The sequence below is a fragment of the Streptomyces sp. GbtcB6 genome, assembly GCF_019091475.1.
GTDB classification, from domain to species: domain Bacteria; phylum Actinomycetota; class Actinomycetes; order Streptomycetales; family Streptomycetaceae; genus Streptomyces; species Streptomyces hyaluromycini.
On sequence record NZ_JAGXJL010000031.1, the window covers coordinates 72,894 to 94,385 of the forward strand.

Annotated in this window: 20 protein-coding genes and 1 pseudogene; 6 read left to right on the top strand and 15 right to left on the bottom strand. The window is 72.0% G+C overall.

Annotated elements, in window-relative coordinates:
• Positions 1-370: 370 nt before the first annotated feature.
• From KVT45_RS37955 to KVT45_RS37970, 4 genes are all read right to left on the bottom strand, one after another.
• Positions 371-586, bottom strand: a complete 216-nt coding sequence (locus KVT45_RS37955; RefSeq protein WP_217553737.1) for a DUF4177 domain-containing protein — start codon at positions 584-586, stop codon at positions 371-373.
• A gap of 107 nt (positions 587-693) precedes the next feature.
• Positions 694-1,197, bottom strand: a complete 504-nt coding sequence (locus KVT45_RS37960; RefSeq protein WP_217553738.1) for a DUF1203 domain-containing protein — start codon at positions 1,195-1,197, stop codon at positions 694-696.
• 171 nt (positions 1,198-1,368) lie between these two features.
• The gene (locus tag KVT45_RS37965) at positions 1,369-2,274 is read right to left on the bottom strand and encodes an aminoglycoside phosphotransferase family protein (RefSeq protein ID WP_217553739.1); all 906 of its coding nucleotides are present in this window, start codon (positions 2,272-2,274) and stop codon (positions 1,369-1,371) included.
• Positions 2,275-2,703: 429 nt separating this feature from the next.
• Entirely contained in the window at positions 2,704-2,946 is a 243-nt protein-coding gene (locus tag KVT45_RS37970) for a hypothetical protein (protein ID WP_217553740.1), read from the bottom strand.
• A gap of 207 nt (positions 2,947-3,153) precedes the next feature.
• On the opposite strand from KVT45_RS37970, the gene KVT45_RS37975 reads away from it, so the two are divergent.
• Positions 3,154-5,304: a SpoIIE family protein phosphatase gene (locus KVT45_RS37975; RefSeq protein WP_217553741.1), complete on the top strand. Its 2,151-nt coding sequence runs from the start codon at positions 3,154-3,156 to the stop codon at positions 5,302-5,304.
• 33 nt (positions 5,305-5,337) lie between these two features.
• On the opposite strand, the gene KVT45_RS37980 is transcribed toward KVT45_RS37975, so the two are convergent.
• The gene (locus KVT45_RS37980; protein ID WP_217553742.1) at positions 5,338-6,522 is read right to left on the bottom strand and encodes a type III polyketide synthase; all 1,185 of its coding nucleotides are present in this window, start codon (positions 6,520-6,522) and stop codon (positions 5,338-5,340) included.
• 671 nt (positions 6,523-7,193) lie between these two features.
• Here KVT45_RS37980 and KVT45_RS37985 point away from each other — a divergent pair.
• Both KVT45_RS37985 and KVT45_RS37990 read left to right on the top strand, forming a co-directional pair.
• On the top strand, positions 7,194-7,613 hold the full coding sequence (locus KVT45_RS37985; RefSeq protein ID WP_217553743.1) for a DUF485 domain-containing protein: 420 nt from the start codon (positions 7,194-7,196) through the stop codon (positions 7,611-7,613).
• On the top strand, positions 7,610-9,226 hold the full coding sequence (locus tag KVT45_RS37990; RefSeq protein ID WP_217553744.1) for a cation acetate symporter: 1,617 nt from the start codon (positions 7,610-7,612) through the stop codon (positions 9,224-9,226). Before KVT45_RS37985 ends, KVT45_RS37990 begins: the two co-directional genes overlap by 4 nt.
• Positions 9,227-9,357: 131 nt before the next feature.
• Here KVT45_RS37990 and KVT45_RS37995 read toward each other — a convergent pair whose 3' ends face one another.
• The gene (locus KVT45_RS37995; protein WP_217553745.1) at positions 9,358-9,564 is read right to left on the bottom strand and encodes a hypothetical protein; all 207 of its coding nucleotides are present in this window, start codon (positions 9,562-9,564) and stop codon (positions 9,358-9,360) included.
• A 229-nt stretch (positions 9,565-9,793) separates the two neighbouring features.
• On the opposite strand from KVT45_RS37995, the gene KVT45_RS38000 reads away from it, so the two are divergent.
• Positions 9,794-10,072, top strand: coding sequence for a hypothetical protein (locus KVT45_RS38000; protein ID WP_217553746.1), 279 nt, complete (start codon positions 9,794-9,796; stop codon positions 10,070-10,072).
• A gap of 97 nt (positions 10,073-10,169) precedes the next feature.
• Here the strand turns inward: KVT45_RS38000 and KVT45_RS38005 are convergent, their stop codons facing one another.
• Entirely contained in the window at positions 10,170-10,841 is a 672-nt protein-coding gene (locus tag KVT45_RS38005; protein WP_217553747.1) for a hypothetical protein, read from the bottom strand.
• A gap of 120 nt (positions 10,842-10,961) precedes the next feature.
• Here KVT45_RS38005 and KVT45_RS38010 point away from each other — a divergent pair, with 120 nt between their 5' ends.
• Positions 10,962-11,411: an Lrp/AsnC family transcriptional regulator gene (locus KVT45_RS38010; protein WP_217553748.1), complete on the top strand. Its 450-nt coding sequence runs from the start codon at positions 10,962-10,964 to the stop codon at positions 11,409-11,411.
• Between the two features lie 24 nt (positions 11,412-11,435).
• Here KVT45_RS38010 and KVT45_RS38015 read toward each other — a convergent pair whose 3' ends face one another.
• The 3 genes from KVT45_RS38015 to KVT45_RS38025 form a co-directional block, all read right to left on the bottom strand.
• Entirely contained in the window at positions 11,436-11,969 is a 534-nt protein-coding gene (locus tag KVT45_RS38015) for a kinase (protein WP_217553770.1), read from the bottom strand.
• An 86-nt stretch (positions 11,970-12,055) separates the two neighbouring features.
• Positions 12,056-12,220 (bottom strand): hypothetical protein, encoded by a 165-nt coding sequence (locus KVT45_RS38020; protein ID WP_217553749.1) that lies wholly within the window; start codon positions 12,218-12,220, stop codon positions 12,056-12,058.
• 72 nt (positions 12,221-12,292) lie between these two features.
• Complete coding sequence (locus KVT45_RS38025) at positions 12,293-12,817, bottom strand: MarR family winged helix-turn-helix transcriptional regulator (protein ID WP_089106984.1); 525 nt, start codon at positions 12,815-12,817, stop codon at positions 12,293-12,295.
• Between the two features lie 48 nt (positions 12,818-12,865).
• Between KVT45_RS38025 and KVT45_RS38030 the strand changes: the two genes are divergently transcribed.
• A complete protein-coding gene (locus KVT45_RS38030; RefSeq protein ID WP_217553750.1) occupies positions 12,866-13,786 on the top strand; it encodes an EamA family transporter in 921 nt (306 codons plus the stop codon).
• On the opposite strand, the gene KVT45_RS38035 is transcribed toward KVT45_RS38030, so the two are convergent.
• The 5 genes and pseudogenes from KVT45_RS38035 to KVT45_RS38055 all read right to left on the bottom strand — a co-directional run bounded on the left by KVT45_RS38035 (position 13,757) and on the right by KVT45_RS38055 (position 21,403).
• Positions 13,757-14,695 carry an Ig-like domain-containing protein gene (locus tag KVT45_RS38035; RefSeq protein ID WP_217553771.1) on the bottom strand — a complete coding sequence of 313 codons (939 nt, stop codon included), beginning with the start codon at positions 14,693-14,695 and terminating at the stop codon, positions 13,757-13,759. The genes KVT45_RS38030 and KVT45_RS38035 overlap by 30 nt on opposite strands.
• 524 nt (positions 14,696-15,219) lie before the next feature.
• Positions 15,220-16,234 (bottom strand): annotated as a pseudogene (locus tag KVT45_RS38040) (NAD(P)H-dependent flavin oxidoreductase).
• Positions 16,235-16,275: 41 nt separating this feature from the next.
• On the bottom strand, positions 16,276-17,424 hold the full coding sequence (locus tag KVT45_RS38045) for an acyl-CoA dehydrogenase family protein (RefSeq protein WP_254647955.1): 1,149 nt from the start codon (positions 17,422-17,424) through the stop codon (positions 16,276-16,278).
• Positions 17,414-19,582 (bottom strand): acetate--CoA ligase family protein, encoded by a 2,169-nt coding sequence (locus tag KVT45_RS38050; protein ID WP_217553752.1) that lies wholly within the window; start codon positions 19,580-19,582, stop codon positions 17,414-17,416. Before KVT45_RS38050 ends, KVT45_RS38045 begins: the two co-directional genes overlap by 11 nt.
• Positions 19,583-19,801: 219 nt before the next feature.
• A complete protein-coding gene (locus KVT45_RS38055; protein ID WP_254647947.1) occupies positions 19,802-21,403 on the bottom strand; it encodes an APC family permease in 1,602 nt (533 codons plus the stop codon).
• Between the last annotated feature and the right edge of the window lie 89 nt (positions 21,404-21,492).

The window sequence follows — 21,492 nt, forward strand, 5'->3', positions numbered from 1 at the left end:
ATTGTTTCATCGAAATATTGCAGAGTGATGTGAGCCCGTCTACTGCCAGGACTTGACAAATTTCAACAGAAACACCCACGCCTCGGCGGCTGGGACGGCGTGCACATCACCCCGAGGCAAAGAGGCACTCAAGGGGCGGGCAACAAGGGGCACTTCATGTGAGCGTGCACGGCTCGGACCCTCACGCAGGTCGCACGCCACGCTTGCGTCCCGAGCCGCAAGCGAACGCAAGCTACGCAAGTTCTTGCGTGATCCTGCGCTACGCTCGCGATCCTGTGGACATGCACGAGTCCAGGTCGGGGAGAACGACGAACGCCCCCCGACCTCAGTGGGTCGGGGGGCGTTCGGTCTACTGTCGGTTGCGCTCCGGTCAGCCGCGAGGCCGCTCGAAGGTCAGGAGCAGGCCCTCGACGGCTCCGGGGCCTATACGGCCCTTGACGTCGGCGGACGTGATGGCCTTGAGGGCCCAGCCGTCCTCGGCGTGCTTGTTGAGGACCTTCTCCAGCTTGTCGCTGTCCAGTGCGTCGCCGATGAGCGACTCCCGGAAGGTGGCGACCTTGTATTCGTAGGCGTAGGCACTGCTCATGACTGCGGGGTCCTCCTGCCGGCAGAGCCGGGTCGGGATGGGATTGGCCAGGGCCAGACAATCATTCCCGGCTGCCATGGCGCACCGCGGGCCTCCGTTTTTCTGGTTCAGGGGCGGTCGACGCGGAAGTGGTAGCAGCCGTATTCGACGGCGCGCACGTGTACTTGGGCGGTCTCGGGGTCGGCGAAGGCCTCGGCCAGCGCATGTGCGAGGGCCGCCTGGGCGTCGTCGGGAAGCTCCAGCATGCGGCCGCCTGTGATGTGCCCTCGGCTGTCGTAACGGCGCAGGACGCGCAGGGCGCCTGGGCGGGCCCATGGGTAGGAGAGGTTCCCGCCGGCCGGACCACCGCAGTCCTCGGCGTGGACGAAGACCGGCCCCTGCTCGTCGTAGGCCCCGGGGTCGGCGTCGGTCTGTGCCGCCCAACGGCGCAGCGGGGCGTAGGAGATCAGGGCGATCCGCTCTCCTGCGGTACTGGACTGCAGGCAGCAGCGCAGTGGCGCGTCGCCCTCGTCGTCCGGGTACGGGCGTGGCGGATTGCCGGCGTCGTCACGGACACGGAGTTCCTTCAGGACCGCGGAGGGGATGGCGAGGGGAGGGAAGGTGGTGGTCATGGCGTTCAGCGTGCCGCGGGGCGGCCCGGGTCGCTGGCGGGAATCGGACTCCGCTGTCCGGTCCGGATCGCCCGGTCCGGGTTGTCCGCCTTGCCGGCCGTCCCGCTTGCGCACATCCAGCGACCGCTCGGCCAGTTGACGGCTGCTTGGCCCTCCCTCCGTGGTGCGTGATCACTGGTGGGCCGTCGCGGTCAGGCGTCGCAGTGCGGCGTGGGCGGGCGGGCCCCAGGTGGGCTTGCCGCCGGGGCGGCCGTGGACACCGGCGTCCGCGATGTGGAGGCAGGAGAGGGCGCGCAGCACCGCCCAGCCGCGGGCACGGCGCAGGGTCGCGGCGTCCGGGCTCGGCCGGTAGGTCTCGTGGAAGAGGTCGGCGGCGCCGTCCGGGAGCAGGATCCAGGCGGCGGCGAGGTCGAAGGCCGGGTCACCGGCGAAGAGGTCGCCGAAGTCGATCACGCCGCAGAAGGTGCCGTTCCTGGTGAGGATGTTGGCCGGGTGCAGGTCACCGTGGAGCCAGAGACGTGGGCCCGCCCAGTCCGGCGCGGCGACCGCGTCCTCCCAGACCGCGCGGACGGCGTCCGGTTCGCGGATCAGCCCCAGTTCGGTGGCCGAGGCGAGCCCTTGGGCGAAGGATTCGGCGGTGGCCGCCAGCGGGCCACCGCGCTGTCGGCCTGCGGGCGCCTCGTCGGGGGCGGGGCGGTGAAGGGCGGCCAGGGTGCCGGCCGCCTCCGCGGGGCGCGTCGCGGGGGCACGGTCGGCGGGCTCGCCCGGGACCCAGGTGGTGACGAGCCAGGGCCGCGCGAACCGCTCGGAGGGCTCGCCAAGGCGCTGCGGGACGGGGACCTGCAGGGGAAGGTCCGGGGCGAGGAGCGGCAGCCAGACGTGTTCCTTGCGCAGCAGGGCGTCCGCGGACTGTGTCGCCCAGGGCAGTCGGACGGCGAGGTCGTCGCCGAGCCGCCACACTTGGTTGTCCCAGCCGAGCGCGCCGAGCTTCAGGGGGCGATCCGCCAGGTCGGGGTGCTGCTCGCGCAGCAGATGCCGGATCAGGTCCTCGGTGATGTCGGTCTCTTCGGCTGTCATGAAGCTGGAACTCCCTCTCTTCGAGATTGAGTTGCAGCGTCGCACGACGCGACTGCGGCAGGGGGCGGGTTGCGGTGTGGGGCTGGGCAGTCCTCGGTGTACATGCTCTGCTTCTCGGGCGCATGCCGGGCCGTCGGCTCCAGCGGCGCGTACGGCAGCCGAGACTCCGGGGAGCTGGAGCCCTGCCGATGCCGGTCAGTTGGAACGTCGACTCGCCCTCGCACCTCGTCGTGGGCGTCGGTCTCGTCGAACTGGGGCATGTCGCGTCGGGTGCCCGAAGTGGACGTACGACACCCGGCGTGCCGCGGCGGGGCGCTGTTCCGGTTGGCCGGCCCGGCGGATGTACGGCTGGAGCAGCTCCCGTACCTTCTCGTCGAGTTCCTTGAGCTCGGTGTGCCGGTTCTCCAGGCAGCGGGTCGCCTCGGTGAATTACCGATCGGCGACCGCGGTGGCGGCTTCCCGCACCTCGGGGTTCGCAGTGCGGCCGGGCCAGGAGGTGAAGGCTTCCGCCGCCTGCCAGGGCTTCTCCCGGCCCTGCCCCTGCCCCGTCAGCCCGGCGGCCCTGGTGGCCGTGACCGCGCCTTCCCTGCGCAGCAGCCCGATGCGTGTCCGGCGAAAGGGGTGGGCGTACGCCCGCAGCGCGCACGGGTCGGCGAGCTGAGCCCGGTCCATAATGTAAAGATATCTTCCTAAAGAGATCTTTATACGGATTGCCAGCATTACTAACTGCCTGTGTTCTTTTAATCACTTTTGCCCCTTCGATGGGCAGGGTATTTGTGTTACTCATGAGATGTGCGGTCGAGGGTTCTCGGGGCTCGGCCGCAGGGACCCGGGAAGATCTGCCGGTACGCGCCGGAGTCAGCGAGCTGTGTGAGCTGCATGGACCCCACACCCTCCTCTGCTTCGCCGTTCGACATGGTCAGCGGCGCCCTGGGGGACTACATCCCGAAGGGCGGAGCAACGGCGGCGGGCGAACGGCCTCTCCATAGGCCTTCAGGAGCCGGCGGGGAGGCCGAAGGCGGGGAACAGATTCTCGGGGTGGTCAGTCTCGGCCGGGATCTGCGGATCAACGGTTCCAATCTGGATGCCGCCCCGTTCGCGGGGGTGAGTGCCGCACCGGGTACCGCCTTCGCCGAGCTGCTGCCGCCCGGGGACGTACCGACGGTCACGCAGCGGCTGCAGCGGGTCCTCGAGACGCGTGAGGCGCACGTCGCCCGGGTCCAGCGGCTTCGGCGGGACGACGGGACGGAGCTGGTGGTCTCGATGAGCATCCTGCCGGCCGCACCACCGCAGGAGGGCCTGACGGTCTCCCTGATCGCCATGGCCAAGCGGCTGCACCTGTACGCCTCCGCCGCCGCGATCGGGACGTCCCTGGACATCGGGGAGACCGCGCAGTCCCTGGCCCAGTCCTTGCTGGCCTGGGGGGACGTGGCCGCCGTCAACCTGGACTACGCCGTGTGGACGGGCGAGGCGGTCACCGAGCAGGCACAGGAGCGCATCCGGTTGCGGCGGGCGGCCCTGGTGCCGGACCGGGCCTGGCCCGAGGGGTACCTGACTCCCGGGGACAACCTGCCCCGTGAAGCGAGCCGTCTGCTGGCCGGTGCGGTCATGCGTGACGACGTTCCGCAGGCCGTCGTCATTCCCGACCGTGAGGCGATCGAGCGGGCACTCGACGATCCGCAACTGGTGCGCGCCCTGGTGCCCGGCAACCGGCCGGTGAGTGTCGCCTGCATACCGCTGGTCGTCGAAGGACCTGAAGGCACGTCAGGGCCCATCGTGCTGGGCGTGACGGAGGTGTGGCGGCGGCCGGAGTGCCTCTTCCGCGACGGTGAGCTGCTCGACCTGCAGGAACTCGTGGCCAAGACCGCCCGGCACGTGGACCTGGCCCGCCAGCATCAGCGTGAGCACGCCCAGGTGCTGGCATTGCAGCGCCGGCTGCTGCCGCGGGCCGGCAGCGACACCATCGAGGTCGCCAGCGTCTACGAGCCCACCACCCCGGACAGTGCCGGTGTCGGCGGTGACTGGGTGAACAGCTTTCCGCTGCCCGGCGACCGTACCGCGTTGGTGGTCGGTGACGTCGTGGGGCACGGTCTGGGGGCCGCGGCGGCCATGGGCCAGCTGAGCATGGAGGCTCGGGCGCTGCTGTCGGCGGGGCTGGGCCCCGGGGAGGTGCTGGAGCGGCTGGACGAGACGGTCACGCTCCTGGACGACACCGACGCGGGGCTGGCGGCCGGGTACAGCGCGCTGGGCTCGACCTGCTGCATCGCGGTCTACGATCCGGTCGACCACCGGGTGCTGATCTCCAACGCCGGCCACCTGCCCCCTGTCCTCGTCCATCCCGACGGCTCCGCCGAGACCGTCGCGGGGCAGCCGCACCCGGCGCTGGGCGCCGAGTTCGTCGTGCGGGAGCCGTTCGAGGTGCACGAGTTCACCGTGCCGCCCGGCTCGCTGCTCGTCCTCTACACCGACGGCCTGGTGGAGGATCCGGCGGCGTCGATCGACGAGGGCATCGGCCGGCTGACGGACGTGGTACGCGAGGTGCACCCCTGGGACGATCTGCAGCAGGCGGCGCGGCGCGTGGTCGCCAGGCTGGCGCCGAAGGAGCCCCTGCGCGACGATGTCACGCTGCTGCTCGCCAGGATGGCCGGCCGCCGCAGCCGCGACACCGCCACCTGGCACCTGCCCGCCCGCGCCGACACCCCGGCTCGCGCCCGGTCCCTGACCGCTCCCCTCCTGCGCCGCTGGCACATCGGCGAGAAGGCCCGGGACAGCACGCTGCTGGTGCTCAGCGAACTGGTCACCAACGCCGTGCGGTTCGGCACCGGACCCGTCACGGTGCGGCTGGTGCGGGCCGGGGGCCGCCTCACCTGCGAGGTCGGCGACACCGGCAACGGCCGGCCGCGCCTGCACCGCGGTGGCCTGCTCGACGACACCGGGCGGGGTCTGCACGTCGTGCACAAGCTGACCACGCGCTGGGGCGTGCGCTGGACCGACACCGGCAAAGCCGTCTGGGCGGAACTGGAGGCCTAGCACCCCGGACGCGACGAGAGGGGCGGGCTTCGGCTACAGCCACTCCCCCTCAGCGGCCGTGGCCGTCAGTCCGGGCGCGGCCGCGTACAGCACCGTTCGGCTGCCCGACTTCTGGCCGGCGTCGTGCGCGCGGCGCAGGATGTCGAGTACGGCGGCACCGCCGCGGTTGCCCGTGGTGTAGCTGTCCCGGCTGTAGGCCAGCAGCCCCTCGGGCCACTCGTCGGGCATGGTCTGTTCCATGTACTCCAGCACCCGCGTGCCACCGGGATGCGCGAGCAGCAGATCGGGATGCCAGGAGTGGCCGTCGGCCTGGTGGCGCCTCTGCAACCACTTCCACATCTCGGCCACCGTCTCCTGTACGGCGCGCGGCCCCCGGCGGTCCATCACGAAGTGCGTGCCGTCGTCCCGGGTCTCCAGCCGGTGCAGGTCCGTGGTGCCGGGCAGGGTGTGGTGCCAGACCGCGTCCAGGCGCAGGATCGATTCTGTCCTGGGGCGGCCCGTGACCACCACGGCGACGGCGGTGTCCGCGAACAGCAGCCGGACGATCAGCGATTCCAGGGTGTCGTCGGCGGGCTGGTAGGTGGTGCTCAGCGCCTCCGATATCACGACCAGCACGACCCGGTCGGGGTCCGCGGCGACCAGGTCGGCCGCCAGTGCCAGCGACCGGGTGCCGGCGATGCAGGCCCACTGGGTGGCCGGCAGCAGCAGTACGTCGCCGCGCAGCTCAAGGCGGTTGAGCAGCGACAGGTCCAGCCCCGGCAGGGCCGGGGTGGTGGAGTGACTGGTGATCAGAGCGTCGACGTCGGCGGTGTCCAGTCCGGCGGTTCGAAGGGCTTCGCGGGCCGCGCGCTCCCCGTACGTCTGGACGGCCGCCCAGGCCGGCGCGGTGCGCTCCTGGATGGTCTGCGGCGCCGGTATCGCCTCGAGTGCGGCGATCGCGCGGTTCACCTCGTCGTCGGTGAATCCGGTGCGGGCCAGCGCCGTACGGGCCGGACCGGCGCCCGGAGTTCGCAGACCCGTCCCGCTGCCGGGGGCCGCGGCCGCGTCCAGCGGCAGCATCCACCCGCGGGATTCGATCCCCGTGCTCGCGGCGATGCCGTCGATCCGGGACAGCCACGGCGCCTGCGGATGCCGGCCGCGCACCTCCGCGAGGATCTCGCCGGTCTTCACGACATGTTGGCCTTGCATGACGACTGGAGGACACAGATAGGCGCCCATAACACGCATCTTTCGCAGAAAGCTCATAAATGATGTGAAGTGTCCGAAACCTGCCTGATTTTGCCGAGCGGGGTCAAGACGCTGTCATTGCAATGTACTTCGCATTCGTCAACTCCCGGACTGCCTCATGCGCCGAGGAAGCCCTGAAGATTCCATTCCGCGTTGGCGCGGCAGGGGCACGCGACCGCCCGGCCCAGATCGTTGCGGAGCAAACTCCTTGCCCCTTCGGGAAGTTGGGCGACGCGCGGAGCGAGCCGCCGGCCGAGACTCACGCCACCCATGAAGTGCGTCACAGCCGCGCCCCTCACGGGTGGGCCAACCGGCGGGCGGACCGGGGCTCATGGGGTGTGCGACGGCGCACTTCTCGAAGCGATCGCGCCACCTCGCGCTCCGCCCATGCTTCATCCCCTCCCGCCGGAGATCCCAACGTCAGCCCCACACACCGCGGACCGCCCCCGGCGACTCCGGCCGCACCTCTGGCGGACCGCGCTCGCGCCGGAGACCATGGCGACCTGATCACCCGACCGCTCCCCCGCGAGACGGCGTCCTCAACGACCGGCGCACACGGCTTCCCACAACCTCCCGGCCGCACGATGTGCGGTCGCCCGAACCCCTCTCCCCGCTCGTAGCCCGCCACGGCCAGGCCCGGTCCCCACCGAGGAGTTGCCGAAATGTCCCATGATGTTCCCGATTTACCCTCGGAGCGGCCCCCGTACGTCCGCCCGTCCCCGACCTGGTCGACCGGCCAGGAGCCGTACGGCGCCCGCCCGGCGGGCCCTCGCTCCGGCGCCCACCGCACCCTCCGCCTGCTGCGACGGGCGTACCGCTGGCACCGGCGTGTGGCGACCGTCACCGCGCTCGGCTACTTCGCCGCCTTCCTCACCCTGACCGTCAAGGCGCCTTCCCTGATGGCCCGCCCCGGCCCGGGCGGCCTGCCCACCGGGCTGCTTCTGGCCCTCGCCCAGATTCCCGTCACCTGGCTGGCGGTCCTCGTCCACGAAGCCGCCGCGCACCGTTTCGTGGATCCCCTGGCGCGCCGCGCCCGCCGTCAGACGCACGTGTCCGTCGCGGACCGGGAGCAGACGCCGTGACCGGGTTCGGCGGCTCCGCCCAGTCCTGGTCCCTCGTCGCGTTCTGCTCGGTCGTCGCCCTCACCCTGCTGCTGTGCGTGCTCACCGGCCCGGAGGCGGACGACCTCGCCGAGTTCTACACCGGTTACCGGTCCCTCTCCCCGTTGCGCAACGGGCTGGCCGTCGCCGGTGACTACATCTCCGCCGCCACCGTCCTCACCATCGGGGGGATCATCGCCCTGTGCGGCTTCGACGGCATCGTCCTGGCTCTCAGCGCCCTGCTGTCCCTGCTGTTGCTGATGTTCCTGCTGGCCGAGCCCCTCCACAACACCGGCCGCTACACCATGGGCGACGCGCTGGCCCGCCGCCATCCGGCCCGGTCGGTACGCGTCACGGCCTGCCTGGTCACCCTCGCCGCCCTCGTCCCGATGATGGTCGTCCAGCTCGCCGGGGTCGGTGAACTCCTGGCCTACGTCCTCGGGTTCACCGACCCCGGCATGAAGAACGGGTGCATCGCCGGGGCCGGCGTCCTCATGATCAGTTATGCGGCGCTGGGCGGGATGCCCGGCACCGCGCTGGTCCAGATCATCAAGACCGTGGCGCTGCTCGGCTCCGGGCTGGTCGTGAGCGTGCTGATCCTGCGCGCGTTCGACTGGCAGCCCCAGGCACTGTTCCACGCGGCTGCCCGGCGGAGCGGGGCGGGGAACGCCTATCTGACCTGGGGACTGCAGTACTCCAGCAGCCCGCATCCGGCCCTGGACATGGCCAGCACCCAGTGCGCCATCGTGCTGGGCGGCGCCTGCCTGCCGCACGTCACCATGCGGATGTACACGGCGGGCACGCCGCGCCAGGTCCGCCGTGCGATGTCCTGGGCGGTCTCCTCGGTGACCCTGTTCATCCTGATGCTCACGCTGGTCTGCACCGGCGCGACCGCGCTGGTCGGGTACGACCGCATCGCAGCCGCCGACGCGCACGGCACGACGGCCTACCTGCTCGGCGCCCGCGCCGCGTTCGGAACCGGTCTGTCCAGGCCGGAGAGCCTGCTCTTCGCCACCGTCACCACCGCCGTCTTCCTCACCCTCCTCGCCTCCGTCGCGAGCATGACGCTGGCCTGCGCCAACACCCTCGCCCACGACCTGACCGCGTCCCGTGCCGCTCCCTGGGCCCCGGCCCGGGAACTCGCCCTCGCCCGGTGCAGTGCCCTGGCCGTCGGCGTCCCCACCGTGCTCCTGGCCGTCCTCGCCCAACGGCACAGCCTTCAGCCCCTGGCGACGGTCTCCTTCACCCTCGGCGCCTCCGCCATCGCCCCCGCGCTCCTCTACACCCTCTTCTGGCGCCGTTACACACGCACCGCGCTCCTGGCCACCCTCGTCGTGGGCTCCCTGAGCGTGCTCGCCCTGGCCCCCGGCACCACCCTGGTCTCCGGGACGCCACTGTCCGCCTTCCCGGACGCCGACTTCGCCTGGTTCCCCTACAACACGCCCGCGCTCGTCTCCGTGCCCGCGGGCTTTCTCGCCGGCTGGCTCACCACCGTCCTGGCCGGCCGGCGGGCCACCGACCGCGAACGCAGTCGCTACGCGTCCCACGAGCGCCATCTGCTCACCGGGCCGCCGCCGCGGCACTCGCCCCAGTAGGGCTCCGCCAGGCGCGCACGTACGTACGAGAGAGGTCGCCCCCGACCTGGGGCGGGCGGCCGGAAAAGCCCTGGCTCCGGGTCGGGGGCGCGGTCGGGACGAGGTCGGGGACGGCGTGGACGGCCGGGGGCCTACCTGGCCGGAGGCGGGTCCTGCAGGCCGGTGGTCATGGACGTGGCAGCCGCGTTGAGACCCGCCACCGCGGCCTTGGGCAGCGCCCCGGCGACCTTGGTGGCGAGGTCACGGGACGGGCCGGGGGCAGATCCGGATGCGTGGGCGGGGGCGGCGAGGGCCAGGCCCGTCAGAGCGAGCGCGGTGGCAGTGATGATCCTCTTCATGCCCTGAGGAACGACCGTCTCCGGCCAGGGACACGACCGCCGGCGGCTCATCACCTCGGAGATACGCCCCTGGCCCCCGAGTGGCGGCTGCGGCCCGGTGGGACCAGGCTGGATGCCGCAGAGCCGGGCCGGGCTGCCGTCGGCACGAGACCCGGGCGGCGCGCGCACGGTGTCTGCCTCGCACCCGCGGGGTCACCCGCTGTGTCGCAGCCGGAGGGCTCCGGACACGGTGGACGCGAGGCCCAGGGTGCTTCTCGTCCTGCCCGACGATCCCGAACTGGGTGATGACCGCGACGCAGCGCACGGCTTCGTCGTCGAGTTCGAGCGCCGAGGTCGGGCCGTGCGGTGCCGTGGAGCGGACCAGGTGGCAGGCGCGGACCAGGGGCAGGTCGATCTCCACGGAGCTCTCCGCGACGGCCGCGAACACCCGCCCGCCGACGGTCCGGTCGGTGACGTGCACCCGGCCGCCGCAGGCCTGCAGGGCCGCCGGGCGAACACCGCGACGTGATTCAAGTGCGGTCCTGTGAGCGGGGGTTCCGGCAGCGGAACGGCCGGGCTGCGTCGGTGGAGCGCTCGCCGCGGGCGGGCCCACCGTCGCGGGGCGTTCACAGGGCCGTGCAGAGCAGCAGCAGGAAGGCGAGGGTGCCGGGTACGACGGTCAGCGCGGCGCGCATCATCACGGCGGCGGCCTGTGCTCCGGTCGTGCGGTGGACGGCCGGGGCCATGACGGCCAGCAGGACGGGGAACGCGGCCAGGACGCCGGCGGCGAAGGGGCCCAGGGCGCGGGCGGCGGTCAGGGCGAGCGGGACCGTGGCGGCCGACACCGCCATCCTCGTCCCGACCTCACGGCCCCGGCGTACGCGGGTGGAGGGCCGGCCGGCGGGTGGTGGGGCCGGCCAGGTCCCAAGTCCTGCGCAGGTCACGGCAAGGGCAGCGGCTGCGGTCAGCCAGACGTTGGGGCACGTGGCCGCCGCCACGGCCGCCGCGGCCGTACCGGCGAGGGCGACGAGGAGGGCCCGGGCGGGCCGCAGGGCGGGGGCGAGGCGCCCGTAGGCCAGACAGAAGCAGGCGACGGCGAGTTGGGCCGCGACGAGGCCGCGCGCGGCTCGGGCGGCGGTCTCGATCCCGGTGTTCAGCCACAGCAGCATGACGAACGGCACCGAGGTCATCGGCAGACCCAGCAGCAGCCCGCCCGGGCGTGGGCCCGAACGGCGTGCGACGGCGGAGACGAGCAGGACGAGACAAGGGGCGAGAGCGGTCCGAAGAAGGATCTCCATGTCTTGGAGCCTGGCACCGAATGCGCCGACATTGGTTCGGACTTCTCGGCACTCGACGGCCTGTCGCTGTGGAAAAATCGGCGACATCGAGAGAACACCGATTTTCACTGGGGCGGGGCCGTGGACCGTATCGACCGGCAGATCCTGACCATCCTGCTCACGGACGGCCGGGCGACCTATCAGGACCTGGGCCGCCGGGTGCGACTGTCGCCCAACACGGTCGCCGATCGCGTGCGCCGGCTGCGGGCGGACGGGATCGTCCGCGGCTACCGGGCCGAGGTGGACCTCGCGGCGCTGGGACGCGGCATGGAACTGCTCAGTGACATCCGCCTGCGCGAGGGCACCGACCGCACGGCCTTCGAGACCCAGCTGCACGACGTCCCGCAGGTCGTGGCCGCGATGCGGCTGACGGGGGACTACGACTACCAGCTGCGCGTCGCCTGCGCCGACGCCCGCGAGTTCGAGACGGTCGTCGACCGCCTCAAGGCCGACCTGGGGGTCCGGGAGGCACGCAGCCGCCTGCTGCTCCACGAAGTCCCACTCGGCCCGGACCGCCTCCTGAGCCCCTGACACCCGCGACCGACGCGCGGGACTTCAGCGGTCCAGGGCCGGGAGGTCCGCGAGGCCGGTGTCGCGCATGATGCAGCCGACCGTCCCGGGCAGCGTGCTGTCGGCGCCGATGACGGTCTCGAAGCCGCCGGGCAGCAGATCGCGTTCCCGGTACCAGCTGCGCATCTCCGCCTCGCCGTACTCGTCCGCCTGCGGCTTGGACGCGTGCCGGGCGAGGGTCTCCTCGAACGGCACGTCCAGGTAGTAGGCGTGCGTCGGGCCGCGGTGGTCGGCGCGCAGCCGGGTGAGCATGGCGCCGTAGTGGTCGGCGTACAGGATGCCCTCCACGACGACGTGGTACCCGGCGTCGAGGGCGTAGCGGGCGGTCAGGTCGATCAGCCCGATGTTGGCGGCCCCCGGCCGGTCCCGCTCGCGCAGGACGACCCGGCGCAGGTTGTCCTGGCCGACCAGGGCCAGCCCCCGGCCGAACCGCTCCCGCAGACCGGCCGCGACCGACGACTTGCCCGACGCGCTGTTGCCGCGCAACACGACCAGCCGGGTCTCCTCGGTGCCCACCATCACGGCGAGCACGCTACCTGCCGCGAGCGGTTCGTCTGAAATCCCACCGGCCTCGACAGCAGTCCACGTCCGGAGCCCGGTCCGAATCAGAGAAGGGAACAAATACTGACGCGGCCGCCGATCCACGCGCGGATCGCGTCGGCCGGCGGCCGTGGGGTGTGGTCGGACACCCCCAGCGCGTCCGCGACGGTGGCCGCCAGGAGGTGCGCGTTGCTCGGCATCGAGCGCTGCCGTGCGTGCGCGAGGATCACCCACCCGAGTGTGAATCGGTGACCGCGGTCGGCCGGGACCCGGCCGTGGCCGCGGTGCCGGGAAGGAGTCGGTCACTCGCCGCCGGGAGTCCGCGGATCCTCCATGCGGGAGAGCCAGGCGGTGAGCACTGCTTCGAGGGACTCGGCCTCGGCGGGCGTCAGCAGGTCCACCAGGCGGCGTTCGTTGCGCATGTGGTCGGTGAAGGCCCGGTCGATGAGCTCGCGCCCCGGTGCGGTGAGGGCGACGATGCGGCCGCGCTGGTCGTCGTCGGAACGGCGGCGGGTGACGAGCCCGGCCCGTTCCAGGCGGTCGATCCGCTTCGTCATCGCGCCGGTGGTGACCATGGTGTGCGCGGCGAGCTCGCCGGGCGCCCGCTCGTAGGGCTCCCCCGCACGGCGCAGGGCGCACAGGACGTCGAACTCCCCCTCGCTGAGGCCGTAGCGGCCGTAGACGAGGCAGAGTTCCTCGGTGAGCCGGCCGGCCAGGCGGTGCAGTCGGCCGATCACCCCCTGCGGCGTGATGTCGACGTCGGGCCGCTCGCGGCGCCAGTCGGCCTGGATGCGGGCCACGCGGTCGGTCGGTTCACCGTGCTTCATGCACCCATGATAGCCAATATAGCTTCCCAGGAAGCTATATTGGCTTCCATGGAAGCTAATGCACGCTGGGCGGCGCTCACCGCGGTGGCGCCGGTGGCCTGGGGGGCCAACTACTACGTGACCCACGAGTTCCTGCCGGCCGACCGGCCGCTCTACGGGGCCGCCCTGCGGGCGCTGCCGGCCGGCCTCGTCCTGCTGGCCCTGCGCAGGCAGCGGCCGCGCGGCTCGTGGTGGTGGCGGTCCGCGGTGCTGGGGCTGCTCAACATGAGCGTGTTCTTCGTCCTCGTCTACGCGGCCTCCCAGCTGCTTCCGACGAGCGTCGCCTCGACCGTCATGGCCGTGTCCCCGCTCACGATGATGCTCATGGCCTGGCCCCTGGTCTCCGAGCGGCCCCGGGCCGCCCAACTGGCCTGTGCCGTGGTCGGGCTCGGCGGCGTCTGCCTCATGCTGCTCACGGGGGTGAAGGGCACGAGCGTGCCGGGAGTCCTGGCCTCGGCCGCCGCCATGCTGGTGTCGGCGTTCGGGCACGTCCTGACGAAGCGGTGGAGCGCCGGCACCGACGTGCTCGCCTCGACCGCCTGGCAGCTCACGGCCGGAGGTCTCTTCCTGCTCCCGGTCGCCGCGGTGGTCGAGGGCGCTCCGCCCGCGCTCTCCGCACCGGCCCTCCTCGCGTTCGGCTACGTCTCCCTGGTCGCCACCGCGCTGGCCTTCGTCGCCTGGTTCACCGGTCTGCGGCACCTGTCCGCGGGAACGGTCGGGTTGATAGGACTGCTCAACCCCGTCACGGGCGTCCTGCTCGGCACGGCGGTCGCCGGAGAGGTGCTGACCGTTCAACAACTGTGCGGACTGGTCCTGGTCCTGGCCGGAGTCGTGCTGGGCCGGCCCAGGCGGGCGGGCGCCCCCTCCGCGGTGGAGAGCCGGCGCCCGTCCCGCCGCGGGTCACAGCGCAGCGGTCGTCTGCTGTCCTGACGCGCTGCCCGTGAGCCACTGGTCCCAGCCCAGGTTGAAGTCGGCGTAGCCGTTGTCGGCCGGGGCCTTGCCTCGGGGCGAGCCGGTGATGGTGACGGGGTCGCCCTGCTTGACCTGGCCGTAGAACCACTTGGCGTCCGACAGGGACAGGTGGACGCAGCCGTGCGAGCCGCGCGCGCTGCCGCTGCCCGGATACGGGTCGCCGGTCGAGTAGTGCACGTAGGTACCGGACTGGGTCAGGTGGACGTCCCAGGGCAGCGTCAGGTCGTAGAAGTTGGGGCTGCCCTTGTCGCAGCTGATGCCGACGCTGCAGGAGGTCATGTGGACCTTCTCCTGCTTGTCGATGACGGCCATCGTGCCGTCCCACGTCGGGTACTGGGCGCTGCCCGCGTTGATCGACAGGGTGCGCACCGCCTGGCCGTTGCGGGTCACCTTCATGGTGTGGCCGGTCACCGAGACGTCCGCCCGCACGTCGTCGCCGATCGTGAAGGTGTGCGTGTAACCGTGCACGCCGTAGCGTCCGTTGCCGTTGCTGACGCCCGTCATGTCGGCGTCGATCTTCACCTTGGTACCGGAGGGCCAGTACGTCTTCGGCCGCCAGTCGGCGCGCCGGTCGCCCATCCAGTGCCAGGCGCCGACCACCGGCTGCGAGGTGCTGACCTTCATGTGCTTCTCGACCGTGGCCCGGGCCTTGGCCGCCACCGGGTTCGTGAAGATCACCGAGATCGGCATGGCCACGCCGACCGTGGTGCCCGTCTGCGGAGTGATCGTGTCCAGCAGCATCGGAGGACCCGCGGGCTTCGTCGGTGACGGCGAGGCGCTCGCGCTCGGCTTCCCCGACGTCTTCGCGTCGTTCCCGCTCGCCTTGTCGCTGCCGCCCCCGCCGCAGGCGGTCACGCCCACCAGCATTGCGACCGTACCGACTGCGATGCCTATGCCGCCCTTGCGCCGTCCCACGCCCTGCCCCACTCATCTCGCTCCGCGGCCTCGACAGGCCCCACTGTCCGTCAGACACCCGCAGCAGGGCATGCAGTTCCGCACGGGACGTAAAACTTGGATCAAGACGCGGTACGCGGCACCGGACGGGAACCCGCGAGGAGCGCCACGCGGGCCGGTCGCTCTCGCTGCCCGTCTCGCGTCGCGCGAGTCCCGTGCTCACGATCCCCTCCTGCGGGCGGCCGACGCCGCGCACGGTCTCAGCTCGTCCGACGCCACGCTCGCGATGGCCGCCGCGGTTCCGGTTGCCACCCGGCACCCGGCCGACGAGTCCGACTGCCCGGACTGCGGTCCCGAAGAGCCGATGCCGGATCTATCCCGGGCCGGTCCCGTTCGGCAGCGCCCAGCCGCACCGCGCCCACGACGCCGCGGTCTTCCGCACCGCGACACGGCCGTTGTCGGGTAGATCTTCGGCCTGCTCGCGCGGTGTGCACCGGTCAGCCGGCCGCGGCCGGGGTCATGTCGGGTGCCGGCGCGAGCTGGCGGTGGAGGCGGGCCGCGGATGATGTCCTCGGCGTCCGCCACGATGGTGCGGACCACCGTCTCGCAGCTCTCCACGCTGTCGATGAGGCCTTGTGCCTGACCGGCCCACCACATTCCGCCCTCGACATCACCCTCGCGCAGCACCCGCTGCCTGCCGCGTTTCCCGGAGGCGAGCTCGGCGACGTCGGAGAAGACGGCCCCGGGGCGCGCGCCCAGGCGGGCGATGTCCTGCGAGACCGAGTTCCGCGCCACCCGGGCGGTGTTGCCGAACTCCCGGAACACGATCTGGGTCCCGCGCTCGTCGTTCGCGACGATCCGCGCCTTCACGTTCGGGTGGATCGGCGCCTCGTCGGTCGCCTCGAACCGGGTTCCCATGTTGATCGCGCACGCCCCGAGCGCGAGGGCCGCGACGAGGCCGGCGCCGGTGGCGAAGCCGCCCGACGCGATGACCGGGATGCGCAGCCTGCGGGCGGCGGCCGGGATCAGGACGAGGCCGGGGACGTCGTCCTGGCCGGGATGCCCGGCACACTCGAATCCGTCGATGCTGACGGCGTCGACGCCGAGCGCCTCGGCCTTCAGGGCGTGCCGGACGGCGACGGCCTTGTGCACGACCCTCACCCCGGCCTGCCTGAACGCCGGCAGGTGCGGTGCGGGGTTGCTGCCGGCCGTCTCCACGACCTTCACGCCCGAGTCGATGATGACGGCCCGGTAGTCGTCGTACGGCACCGGTTCGATGGTGGGCAGGATGGTGAGGTTGACGCCGAACGGCCTGTCGGTCAGTTCACGGCAGCGCGCGATCTCCCGGGCGAGCGCCTCCGGGGTGGGCTGGGTCAGCGCGCTGAGGAACCCCAGCGCGCCGGCGTTCGCGACGGCCGAGATCAGCTCCGCGGTGCCCACCGCGAGCATTCCGCCGCACACGATGGGATGTTCGACCCCGAACATCTCCGTGAACTCGTTGTGGAAACTCATGTCACTCCTGTTGCCAGAGCAGGATCAGAGGGGCCGCGCGGTCAGAGGCGGCGCGAGATGATCAGCCGCATGATGTCCGAGGTGCCCTCCTCGATCTCCACGAGCTTGGCGTCGCGCATCCACTGCTCGACCGGGAACTCGCGCGAGTAGCCCCATCCGGCGAGGGTCTGGACGGCGCCCCAGGTCACGGCCATCGCGGTCTCCGAGGCCTGCAGCTTGGCCATGGCGGCGAGCTTGGTGGCGTCTTCTCCGGCGTCCATCCGGCGTGCCGCGTGCAGGGTGAGCAGCCAGGCGGACTCGGTGCGGGTCGCCATGTCGGCCAGCCGGGACGCGACGGCCTGGGGGTGGAGGATGGGCTTGCCGAACTGGTTGCGCTCGCGGGCGTACTGGAGCGCGTACTCGTAGGCCGCGCGCGCCGCTCCGGTCGCCGCGGCGGCCAGCACGATGCGCGAGATGTCGAACGTCCTCATCAGGCCGCGGAAGCCCTGCCCCTCGTCGCCGAGACGGTCGGATTCGGGCACGAAGACCGAGTCGAGGAAGATCTCGCGGCAGACGATTGCGCGCTGGCCCATCTTGCGCATGGGCTCGCCGAACGTCATCCCCTCGGCACCCTTGCGCAGCAGGAAGGCGGTGACCCCCGAGGACCCCCGGGTGGGGTCGGTCTTGGCGAAGACCACGTACTGGTCGGCCAGGCCGGCGTTGGAGATCCACGCCTTCTGCCCGCTGATCGAGTAGCCGCCGTCGACCCGGACGGCGGTGGTGGTGATGGACGCGGCGTCGGAACCCGCGCCCGGTTCGGTCGTCGCCAGCGCGGTGTAGAGCGGGTTCGGGCCGGCGAGCGGACGCAGCCACTCCGACTTCTGCCGGTCGGTGCCCAGTGCGAGCAGCGGGTCGGCGAAGAACCCGTTGGAGCAGACGAAGTTGCCGATGCCCGGGTCGCCCCAGCACATCTGCTCCTGGACCAGGCACTGGGTCACGACATCGGTGAATCCGCCCCCGCCGTACTCCTCGGGCAGCATGAAGTCGGTGATGCCGACCTTGGCGGCGGCCCGGAAGATGTCCAGCGGCGACTCGACGTCACGCTCGTCGACCTCGCGTCCACGGGGCCGGATCTCGTTCGCGGCGAACTCCCGGCACAGCTCGACGATCGCTCGCTGCTCATCGGTCAGCGGCCAGGGTTCAGTGGACATGCTCACGCGTCTTCTCCTGCTTCTCGGTGGTTTCCCGGTGGCCGTTCACCCCGGAGACTTCCGGTGCGGCTTCCGGTGCGGCTTCTGCCACGACTTCTGGTGCGGAACGGGAGACGACGAGTGCGTCCACGGCCAGGGCGCCCTCGGGCCCGACCCGGATCGGGTTCACCTCGATGTCCGCCACGCCGGTAGTGGCCGCGATCGCCTCGGACACGGCGACGATCGCGTCGATCAGCGCCTCGACGTCGGCCGCCGGCTGTGCCCGCCAGCCGTCGAGCAGCCGGCGCGAGCGCAGGCGGTCGAGCATCGCGGCCGCCGTGTGCCGGTCGACCGGTGCCAGCTCGACGGACACGTCCCGCCAGAGTTCGGCGTGGACCCCGCCATGGCCCACGGCCACGGTCGGACCGAAGTCACGGTCCCGGCGGGCGCCGATCAGCATCTCGACGACGCCCGGCCGGGTGTCCTGCTCCTCCACGACGTACTCGCCCGGGCCGAGCCGCTCGTGCATCTCGCGGAACGCCGCCGCGGCGGTGTCGGGGCCCAGTCCGGTTCTGACGGCCTGGTGTTCGCTCTTGTGCTCGATCCAGCCGGCCTTGAGCACCAGGGGCGGCCGCAGGGACGCGCAGGCCGCCGCGAACCCGGCCGCGTCGGTGACCCGTCTCGCCTCGGGCATCGCGATGCCGAGTGCCGTCAGGAACGCGCGAGCCGCCCAGTAGCCGGGCTCCGGGACGGCCGCTCCGATCGGCTCGACCGCCGGGGCGGCCGGTCCGCTCCGCTCGGTCGCGGGGGCGGAGCGGGGCCGCCCGCCCAGACGGGTCGCGCGGTCCAGCGCGCCCAAGGCCGCGTCGATGGTGTCGAAGACCGGGACGCGGTGCTCCCGTAGCCGAGTGACCGCGGGCGAAGCGGCGCTCATGCTGTGCACGATCAGGGGCACGCGCGCCGCGTCCGTCCGGTGGAGGCGGCCGAGGCGGTCGATCACGGCGGACTCGGCGCCCACGAGGCTCGGTGAGTCCTCGCCGTAGCAGCCGAGATATCCCGACAGGACGATCGAGTCGACCTCGCCGGAGGCGGCCACCAGCTCGGCGACCTTCGCGTAGACCTGGAGATCCGCCTCTCCCGCGCCCGCGAGGTCCACCGGATTGGACACCGCCGCGGCGGCGGGGAGCACGGCCCGCAGGGCGGCTTGCAGCCCGTCGGTGAAGACCTGCGCGCGGAGTCCGCGGGCGGCGGCGAGGTCGGCGGCGATCCCTCCCTGGCCGCCGCTGTCGCTGATGATCGCGACCCGGCGGCCGTCCGGCGGAGCGGTCAGGTCCAGCACCCGGGCCACGTCGACGAGTTCGCGCGGCGTCGCCACCCGGAGGGCTCCGGCGGCGCGGCACGCCGCGTCGGCGACGTCGAGCGCCGAGGTCATCGACCCGGTGTGGGACCGCGCGAGCCGACGGCTGCCCTCGCTGGCACCGGTGGCTAGCACCAGCACGTGCTTGCCGGCCCGGCGGAGGGCTTCGAGGGCCGTGACGATCCGGGTGCCGCCGGCGAAGCTCTCCAGATAGAGCGCGACCGTGGTGGTGTGCTCATCGGCGACCAGGGATTCGAGTACGTCGGCGGCTCCGACGTCGAGCTGGTTGCCGACCGAGTAGAACCGCGACACGCCCAGATCGGCCCGTGCGCCGAGGCCGGCGATCTCGGAGCCGAGCTGACCGCTCTGCGAGACGATCGCCAGGCTCCCGGGGGCGAAGTTCCCCCAGGCGAGCCGGAGGTTCGTGGCGGCGTTGAACAACCCGAGGCTGTTCGGCCCGATCATCCGTGCGCCGGCCCGGCGCAGCATCGCGGCGAGTTCGGCCTCGTCGGCGCCGAGTCCAGCGGTGATCCCGAGGAAGGCGCGGCATCCCTTGGCGAGGGCGTCCCGGACGACCGGGAGGACGTGTGCGGACGGCACGCACAGGACGACGAGGTCGGGGGTCTCCGGCAGGTCACCCACCGTCGCGTGGCAGGGCCGGCCGAGGACCTGTGCGGCGCGGCGGTTGACCAGCCACACCTCCCGTCGGCCGGCTCCCGCGAGGGCACCGGTGGCGAGCCAGTAGCCCCATTTGGCGCGGTCCTCGGTGGCACCGACGACGGCGACGGACGGGGGGTCGAGGAAGGCCTGGGGAAAGGACACGGGTGGTCTCCCGGATTCGGGGGGCGTGGGTGCGGAGGTCCCGGGCCGGCCGGAGGGGTGGGCTGTGCCGCCGGACGGACAGGGAGCGGACCGGTTCACCGGTGGCGGGATCGACGACCCGACAGGCGGGCAGCCTCGCGCCTGGCAGGAGCATGAGCAGCCAACCGCACGGCGTCGAGAGGAAGTTCGGCGGAAGGTCGAGCGGAAGCAGTCCCGGACTCAGGTGTGGGCCGCGGCGGTCGGCCGGCGTTCGAAGAAGCCGGGGTACCGGCGCCGGCAGATCAGCAGGGCGAGCAGTCCCAGCAGGATCGTCCCGGTGCCGATCGCGAACGTGCCGCCGACGTGGGTGCCCGAAGAGAACGGGAGCGACCAGCTCGTACCGCTGTTGGCGGGATCCCACGCCTGGACCAGGCTCCAGGCTCCCGCGGCGAGCAGGACCACCCCGCCGATCGCGGGGAGGACGACGCTCAGCCAGAGATCCGCCGCTCCGGAGGGTCGGTCGGTGCGGTGCACCCAGGCCGAAGTGAGTCCGGTGAGGCCGTAGTAGAACGCGATCAGGACCCCGCAGGCGGACACCGCGTCGCCGATGACGAGACCGTGGCCGAGGAAGTTCATCGCGACGTACACCACCGCGCCGATGACCCCGACCGCGATCGTGCCCACGTGCGGGATGCGGTAGCGCGGGTGCACCCGGGCCAGTGCGCGGGGCAGCGCGCCCTGGTCCCCCATCGAGAGCATGGTGCGGCTCAGGGTGAGGACGGTCGTCTCCGTCGAGGCGGCCGCCGAGGTGAGGACCATGAGGATCAGCAGGTGCCACAGCACCGAGCCGAAACCGCCGGCCCCGAACACGGCGGTGCCGAAGGCGTAGAGGACGTCCCCGGAGTTGTCCGGGTTGTTCAGGCCGATCCCGGTGTCACCGATGCCGGCGAAGGAGATCGCGGCGAACGTGGCGACGAGGTACAGCGCCACCAGCAGCATCGTGGAGTAGGTCGCGGCACGTCCGGGGATGCGGTGCCGGTCGGTGGTCTCCTCGTTGACGGTGAGCGCCGTCTCCCATCCCCAGTAGATGAACAGCATCAGTACCAGCCCGCTGACGAACGCGCTCATGGACGCGCCCTCGAACGGGTTGAGCCAGGACAGGCTCGGCTGCCGGGTCCCGGCCGGCGCGGGGCCGGCGTACACCCGGACGAGGGCGACGACGGACAGCGCCACGAGCATGCCGAACTCCAGGAACAGCAGGGCCCGTTGTACCGCGGCGGCGATCTCGATGCCGCGGTAGCAGACGAGGGTCATCAGTGCGAGCCAGCCGAGTCCGGCCAGCAGCACGCGCCAGTCCGCCGGTGCGGAACCGATGTCTTCGGCGCCCGCCAGCAGGAACACGTACTGCCCGGCGACCTGCGCGAGGCTGCCGATCACGAGGACGAAGGAGGCGATGATCGCCCAGCCGCCCAGGAAACCGAGGCTGGGATTCAGCGCCCGCGTGGCCCAGGTGAAGATCGTGCCGCAGTCCGGATCACGCCGGTTGAGCGCGGCATAGCCGAAGGAGACGAACAGGATCGGGACGAAGGCCAGCACCACCACGGCCGGGGCCTGGAAGCCGACGTATCCCACGACGAAGGCCAGCGTCGCGGTGAGGCTGTAGGCAGGCGCCGCGGAGGCCACGGCGAGGATCAGGCTGGTTGCCATGCCGAGCGCGCCGGAGCGCAGACCCTTGTCCGAGGACTCGACGTCGAGCGTCTCGGCGGCACGGTGGAGCTCCTGCGCGGATGCAGACGCCCGGCCCGGTTGAGAGTCCTGTTGGTGTTGCGAGTCCGAGGTCATTGCCACTCCCGATCTAGTGGTTTACGGGTACTGACAAGAAAACGCAATGACTGATTGGCGAGTCAGACTGGCTGTGGCCAGAGTTGCTG

What these genes read in the sequence shown, in the direction of transcription:
- KVT45_RS37955 (WP_217553737.1), bottom strand. Translation starts at nt 586, where the DNA reads ATGAGCAGTGCCTACGCCTACGAATACAAGGTCGCCACCTTCCGGGAG.
- KVT45_RS37960 (WP_217553738.1), bottom strand. Translation starts at nt 1,197, where the DNA reads ATGACCACCACCTTCCCTCCCCTCGCCATCCCCTCCGCGGTCCTGAAG.
- KVT45_RS37965 (WP_217553739.1), bottom strand. Translation starts at nt 2,274, where the DNA reads ATGACAGCCGAAGAGACCGACATCACCGAGGACCTGATCCGGCATCTG.
- KVT45_RS37970 (WP_217553740.1), bottom strand. Translation starts at nt 2,946, where the DNA reads ATGGACCGGGCTCAGCTCGCCGACCCGTGCGCGCTGCGGGCGTACGCC.
- KVT45_RS37975 (WP_217553741.1), top strand. Translation starts at nt 3,154, where the DNA reads ATGGACCCCACACCCTCCTCTGCTTCGCCGTTCGACATGGTCAGCGGC.
- KVT45_RS37980 (WP_217553742.1), bottom strand. Translation starts at nt 6,522, where the DNA reads ATGGGCGCCTATCTGTGTCCTCCAGTCGTCATGCAAGGCCAACATGTC.
- KVT45_RS37985 (WP_217553743.1), top strand. Translation starts at nt 7,194, where the DNA reads ATGTCCCATGATGTTCCCGATTTACCCTCGGAGCGGCCCCCGTACGTC.
- KVT45_RS37995 (WP_217553745.1), bottom strand. Translation starts at nt 9,564, where the DNA reads ATGAAGAGGATCATCACTGCCACCGCGCTCGCTCTGACGGGCCTGGCC.
- KVT45_RS38005 (WP_217553747.1), bottom strand. Translation starts at nt 10,841, where the DNA reads ATGGAGATCCTTCTTCGGACCGCTCTCGCCCCTTGTCTCGTCCTGCTC.
- KVT45_RS38015 (WP_217553770.1), bottom strand. Translation starts at nt 11,969, where the DNA reads ATGGTGGGCACCGAGGAGACCCGGCTGGTCGTGTTGCGCGGCAACAGC.
- KVT45_RS38025 (WP_089106984.1), bottom strand. Translation starts at nt 12,817, where the DNA reads ATGAAGCACGGTGAACCGACCGACCGCGTGGCCCGCATCCAGGCCGAC.
- KVT45_RS38030 (WP_217553750.1), top strand. Translation starts at nt 12,866, where the DNA reads ATGGAAGCTAATGCACGCTGGGCGGCGCTCACCGCGGTGGCGCCGGTG.
- KVT45_RS38035 (WP_217553771.1), bottom strand. Translation starts at nt 14,695, where the DNA reads ATGCTGGTGGGCGTGACCGCCTGCGGCGGGGGCGGCAGCGACAAGGCG.
- KVT45_RS38045 (WP_254647955.1), bottom strand. Translation starts at nt 17,424, where the DNA reads ATGTCCACTGAACCCTGGCCGCTGACCGATGAGCAGCGAGCGATCGTC.
- KVT45_RS38055 (WP_254647947.1), bottom strand. Translation starts at nt 21,403, where the DNA reads ATGACCTCGGACTCGCAACACCAACAGGACTCTCAACCGGGCCGGGCG.